10 protein-coding genes are annotated in these 5,819 nt (G+C 45.1%); all 10 read left to right on the forward strand.

Annotation, left to right across the window (positions count from 1 at the left end; translation table 11 throughout):
- Nucleotides 1-105 precede the first annotated feature (105 nt).
- Nucleotides 106-330, forward strand: a complete 225-nt coding sequence (gene infA, locus F6K38_RS33670; RefSeq protein WP_008191178.1) for a translation initiation factor IF-1 — start codon at nt 106-108, stop codon at nt 328-330.
- Between the two features lie 101 nt (nt 331-431).
- Nucleotides 432-545: a 50S ribosomal protein L36 gene (rpmJ, locus tag F6K38_RS33675; protein ID WP_071986986.1), complete on the forward strand. Its 114-nt coding sequence runs from the start codon at nt 432-434 to the stop codon at nt 543-545.
- Between the two features lie 71 nt (nt 546-616).
- Nucleotides 617-1,000 (forward strand): 30S ribosomal protein S13, encoded by a 384-nt coding sequence (gene rpsM, locus F6K38_RS33680; RefSeq protein ID WP_008191169.1) that lies wholly within the window; start codon nt 617-619, stop codon nt 998-1,000.
- 186 nt (nt 1,001-1,186) lie between these two features.
- Entirely contained in the window at nt 1,187-1,579 is a 393-nt protein-coding gene (gene rpsK / locus F6K38_RS33685; protein WP_008191167.1) for a 30S ribosomal protein S11, read from the forward strand.
- A gap of 143 nt (nt 1,580-1,722) precedes the next feature.
- On the forward strand, nt 1,723-2,667 hold the full coding sequence (locus F6K38_RS33690) for a DNA-directed RNA polymerase subunit alpha (protein WP_008191164.1): 945 nt from the start codon (nt 1,723-1,725) through the stop codon (nt 2,665-2,667).
- Nucleotides 2,668-2,769: 102 nt separating this feature from the next.
- A complete protein-coding gene (gene rplQ / locus F6K38_RS33695) occupies nt 2,770-3,120 on the forward strand; it encodes a 50S ribosomal protein L17 (protein ID WP_008191162.1) in 351 nt (116 codons plus the stop codon).
- Between the two features lie 61 nt (nt 3,121-3,181).
- Nucleotides 3,182-4,015 (forward strand): tRNA pseudouridine(38-40) synthase TruA, encoded by an 834-nt coding sequence (gene truA, locus F6K38_RS33700; protein WP_287359453.1) that lies wholly within the window; start codon nt 3,182-3,184, stop codon nt 4,013-4,015.
- Between the two features lie 214 nt (nt 4,016-4,229).
- Entirely contained in the window at nt 4,230-4,679 is a 450-nt protein-coding gene (gene rplM / locus F6K38_RS33705; RefSeq protein ID WP_008191159.1) for a 50S ribosomal protein L13, read from the forward strand.
- 5 nt (nt 4,680-4,684) lie between these two features.
- A complete protein-coding gene (rpsI, locus tag F6K38_RS33710; protein WP_008191157.1) occupies nt 4,685-5,098 on the forward strand; it encodes a 30S ribosomal protein S9 in 414 nt (137 codons plus the stop codon).
- A gap of 336 nt (nt 5,099-5,434) precedes the next feature.
- Nucleotides 5,435-5,683: a 50S ribosomal protein L31 gene (gene rpmE, locus F6K38_RS33715; protein WP_008191155.1), complete on the forward strand. Its 249-nt coding sequence runs from the start codon at nt 5,435-5,437 to the stop codon at nt 5,681-5,683.
- Nucleotides 5,684-5,819 lie beyond the last annotated feature (136 nt).

Consider the following 5,819-nt stretch of genomic DNA (forward strand, 5'->3'; position numbering starts at 1 on the left):
TTTAGTTGGTATAATTTAGGATTTGATAAAATATGTTAAGACTCCCTGAATTAAATAATCAAAATTTAGAACATAGGGGGATAGTTGTATTGAGGTTAAAACACTTTGGCTAAACAAGACTTAATTGAAATGGAAGGCACGGTGACTGAATCCCTGCCGAATGCCATGTTTCGCGTTGACTTGGACAATGGCTTTAATGTCCTAGCTCATATTTCCGGTAAAATCCGTCGGAATTACATCAAAATTCTGCCCGGAGACCGGGTCAAAGTTGAACTAACCCCCTACGATTTAACCAAAGGCAGGATCACCTACCGTCTGCGTAAGAAGTAAAACTAGCAGCGGATTCTGTTTTATGAAAAATAAGTTAAATTTGACAAGTCAACCAAAAAAAAGATATAATAACCAACTGCATTCTGTCCAGAAAAAAAGGCATGAAAGTTAGACCATCTGTCCGAAAAATGTGTGAAAAGTGCCGCGTGATTCGACGCCACGGTCGAGTTATGGTGATTTGCCCGAATCCCAAACACAAACAGCGTCAGGGATAAACCTCAAATCCATACACTTAATCCATACATTTAATTTGTAGCACAAAACTTCAGTCAAGGGAGAACCAAGCGTGGCTCGGATTGCCAGTGTAGACCTACCTCGCGATAAACGTGTAGAAATAGGTCTGACCTACATTTATGGAATCGGTCTGTCGCGGTCTAAAGACATTTTAGCAGCAACAGGAGTTAACCCAGATACGAGGGTTAAGGATTTGACCGATGCTGAGGTGGCTGCCCTCAGAGCAGCTGTCGAAAAAAATTATCAGGTGGAAGGGGATTTAAGGCGCTGGCAGTCAATGAACATCAAGCGCCTAGTAGATATTGGTACCTATCGCGGACGTCGTCATCGCATGGGACTGCCCGTGAGAGGACAGCGAACCCGCACTAATGCCCGTACCCGTCGCGGTAGACGAGTGACTATCGCTGGAAAGAAAAAAGCACCGGCTAAGAAGTAATAGCTCTAGTCAGCTCAACTATCCACCACAGCTTTGTGGTCATTGGTCATTCGTCAAAAGTAACTGCCAGGAGACCTTCTGTTAGTCACTTTGGACAAAGGACTTTGGACAAAAGACTTTGGACAAAATTGTTCAAGTTACTCAACCCCAAGATAATCAATCACCGATAGAGTAAAGTCAAGTGACATGGCGCGACCAACAAAAAAAGGTGGTACAAAAAAGCAGAAACGCAATGTACCCAATGGAATAGCATACATCCAGTCTACGTTCAATAATACTATCGTCACCATTTCTGACACCAAAGGGGATGTAGTCTCTTGGGCTTCAGCTGGCTCTAGTGGATTTAAGGGGGCAAAAAAAGGAACTCCCTTCGCTGCTCAGACCGCTGCTGACAGTGCTGCCCGACGAGCCATAGACCAAGGTATGCGTCAGGTGGAAGTGATGGTGAGTGGACCAGGAGCAGGTCGAGAAACCGCTATTCGGGCCCTGCAAGGAGCCGGACTGGAAATCACCCTAATCAGGGATGTAACTCCAATTCCTCATAACGGCTGCCGTCCACCCAAACGGCGTCGAGTATAAGAGTATATTTTTTGCGACCGTTAGGTTGAAAGGAAAGTAGCTTGAAAGGAGGAGGTTCATAAGGAACTCCTTACCCTTTGGCTTACTATCCCTTCAACCTGTATTCGGTTAAAGGGGTCTTATGAATAGAGGGAGGTCACTCTGTGGCGCAGTTTCAGATTGAGTGTGTAGAATCCAAAACACTGAAGAACCAAAGTCAGTATAGCAGATTTGTCCTAGAGCCTCTCGAACGTGGTCAAGGCACAACGGTTGGCAACGCCCTCAGACGAGTTTTGCTGTCCAACCTAGAAGGAGCAGCAGTGACGGCTGTCAGGATTGCTGGCGTAAACAATGAGTTTGCCACAATTGAGGGAGTCAGAGAGGATGTCCTGGAAATTATGCTGAATATGAAGGAAGTTGTCCTCAAAAGCTACACCTCTCAACCTCAGATAGGTCGAGTGATGATTACTGGGCCATCCACTGTGAGAGCTGCTCAGTTTGATTTGCCCTCGGAGGTGGAAATTATTGCTCCAGGTCAGTATGTTGCTACTTTAGCAGAAGGGGCTAAGCTTGAAATGGAGTTCCGCATCGAAAAGGGTACAGGATATCGCTCTGTGGAACGGGGGCATGATGAATCAACAGCGGTAGATTTCCTCCAGATTGACTCTGTGTTCATGCCCGTGACTAAAGTAAATTACAGCGTTGAGAATACTCGCATTGATGGTGCTCTGGAAAAGGATCGCTTAACTTTAGAGGTCTGGACCAATGGTAGTATAACTCCCCAAGAAGCTTTATCTCAAGCGGCTGGGACCCTGGTGGATCTGTTCAATCCTCTCAAGGATATTAATCTCGAATCTATTAAAGATGACTATGGTGATGATGACGATCCGACCAGCCAAATCCCAATCGAAGAATTACAACTCTCGGTTCGGGCTTACAACTGCCTGAAACGAGCACAGATCAACTCTGTATCCGATTTGCTCGATTATAGTCAGGAAGACCTCCTAGAAATCAAAAACTTTGGTCAAAAGTCGGCTGAAGAAGTGATTGAAGCTCTGCAACGACGTCTAGGAATTACACTGCCCCACGAAAAATCCGCTAAGACTTAACCACAACAATTAAACTTAAGGGACTGGACAATTAGCAATTAGCTAGTCCAAACCCTAGGAATAAAGGCAAATCTTGTTCAAAAAAAAGGAGGAAGCTAAAAAATGCGTCACGGGCGTCGTGTGCCAAAACTGGGCAAGCCAGCAGATCAACGTCGGGCTCTGATGAGATCCCTGACCACTGAATTACTGCGTCATGGTCGAATCACTACCACTAAAGCTCGGGCAAAAGCCATTCGTTCGGAGGTGGAGCGAATGATTACCCTGGCCAAGGATGGCTCCTTGGCATCCCGACGTAGGGCAATTGCCTATCTCTACGACAAAAAGTTAGTTCACTCCCTATTTGCTGAGGTTAAAGCGCGATATGGCGATCGCAACGGCGGATATACCCGAATTCTGCGCACGGTGCGGCGTCGTGGTGATAATGCTGAAATATCTATTATTGAACTAGTCTGAGGCAATTAACCATTAAAGCAATTAACCATTAAAAATGTCAATTGTTAATCGTTAATCCATGATGTCTGCCAACGATGCTAAAGCTATCCAGCGAATTGCCCTGGTTATTCAATACCTGGGTAATAACTTTTATGGCTGGCAGCGACAACCACAGCATCGCAGTGTTCAGTCGGAAATCGAAACAGTTCTGTCCACCGTACAACAGCGAGCCATAACCCTATATGGTGCTGGTCGTACTGATACAGGGGTTCACGCTGCTGCCCAAGTCGCTCATTTTAATGCCACAGGTCCCATACCAGCCCATCGCTGGGCAGCGATACTCAATAGTAGACTGCCAGAGGATATCTTAGTCCGAGCATCAGCATTAGTTTCACAAGACTGGCATGCTCGGTTTAGTGCCATCTGGCGTCGTTATCGATACACAATCTATACCGACGCCTGCCCTAACTTGTTTGTACAACCCTTTTGTTGGCACTATTATCAAGCTCCCCTTGATGAATCCCTGATCCAGGCAGCCTTAAAACCACTGCTGGGTAAGCATCACTTGGCAGCCTTTCACCGAAGCAACTCGGGGCGATCGCATTCCTGGGTAAATGTGCAAGCAGCCGAATGTTACCGCAATGGACCATTTATTCATATAGAAATTCAAGCTAACGGATTTCTATATGGTATGGTGCGTCTGTTGGTAGGAATGCTAGTACAAGTGGGAATAGGGAAGCTAACCCCAGAACAGTTTACTGACATCTGGGTTAACCAACAGCGGGACAAGGTGAAACACGCTTCTCCAGCCAAAGGCTTGTGCTTGCTAAGGGTTGGCTACCCAGAATGCCCCTTTCTCCCAGAAATATGGTATGATACCCAACCCAAATTTATATTACCTCAATTGACGGGTTGAAGACTACACGTAACAAGATTGAAGAGGGGGTGAAGGTGACAGGTAACAAGCCTGAAGGCTACTTCTAGAGATAAGTAACATTCAATTTAATCTGTCAACCTACTAACCGACAAGGGCTCCTTGGGCTAGAACAACCTGTGTAGCGTGGGCCTTAAGGCCAAGCTACAAGAGACAACCTTTCAACCCAACCGTAAACCTGATATTGATTGAACCGATGGAAAAAACCCACATACCAACTAAAGACTCAATTGAAAAAAAGTGGTACGTTGTAGACGCCACCAACCAGCGTCTAGGACGACTAGCCAGTGAAATAGCCATTATTCTGCGGGGGAAGAACAAACCTACTTACACTCCCCACATGGATACTGGTGACTTCGTGATTGTTGTCAATGCCGAAAAAGTTATGGTAACTGGCAGAAAACGAGACCAAAAACTATACCGCCGCCATTCCGGTCGTCCTGGCGGTATGAAGACAGAAACCTTTGCCGAATTGCAAGCACGTATACCCGAAAGAATTATCGAGAAAGCTGTCAAGGGTATGCTACCTAAAAACTCTCTGGGTCGCCAACTTTTCAAGAAGCTGAAAGTTTACACTGGTCAGACCCATCCCCATGAAGCACAACAACCCCAAGAACTAACTATTAAAACAATTCCAGGAGGCTAAAACTAATGCAAGCAGAAGAACAAGCAGGTCGCGCTGTTTACTGGGGAACTGGTCGTCGTAAGTCATCAGTTGCTAGAGTCCGTTTGGTTCCCGGTAGCGGTCAGTTGATTGTTAATAAACGTCCAGGGGACGCTTACTTTAACTTTAACCCCATGTACCTAGCCAGCCTGAAAGCACCTTTGGAAACCTTAGGTTTGGAAAATGAGTACGATATCCTAGTCAATGCCCACGGTGGTGGCTTAACGGGACAATCTGATGCTGTGCGTCTAGGGGTGGCTAGAGCCTTGTGCGAACTAGACCCAGAAAACCGCCAACCTCTTAAAATAGAAGGCTACTTGACTCGTGACCCACGGTCAAAAGAGCGTAAGAAATATGGCTTGAAAAAAGCTCGGAAAGCCCCCCAATACTCGAAGCGATAAATTATCAGCTGGCTAATTTAAAATTCAACATGGTAATTAAAAATTTGTAAGCATTCAGACCTTAGCTATCAGCTATCAGCCATTCCGAATAAAATTTTAGCTAAAAGCAATAATAAATCAGCTAATAAATTAGCTGATTAAGGGTTGTCCACAATAGCTAATTTATGGGCAATATTAAGCCACATGCCTAAGTTTGACAGGATTGAAAAGCTGACTGCTAAGGGGCTGATAGCACCTCAAGTAGCGTGTGCTTAGCGCATATCATTACCATAATTTAACAAATAGGAATGAAAAATTAGCTAAATATATAGTAAAATAGAAATCAAAGGAGGAACTATGCCAAAACCAGATATTCACCCAGAGTGGTACCCAGAAGCCAAAGTCTATTGCAACGGGGAAGTTGTGATGACCGTTGGCTCAACTCAGCCAGAACTTCACGTAGATGTTTGGTCTGGTAATCATCCCTTCTACACAGGAACCCAGAAAATTATTGATACGGAAGGGCGAGTTGAACGCTTTATGCGGAAATATGGGATGCTGGATGCTGCAGACAATACAGCTAGCTCTGATGAGACAAAGAAATAGCTCCTGAAGTTCAAGGGTGAAGGATGAAGGATAAAAGATGAACCAGGAGGAATGAACCATGAAATGGGTTTAGCGATGGCTAACTTAAGGTTGACTAAAAACTTGATAAACAGTTAGGACTTAAACTTCCCACTTA

Origin of the sequence: Moorena sp. SIO3B2 (assembly GCF_010692525.1) — a bacterium.
GTDB lineage: Bacteria > Cyanobacteriota > Cyanobacteriia > Cyanobacteriales > Coleofasciculaceae > Moorena > Moorena producens.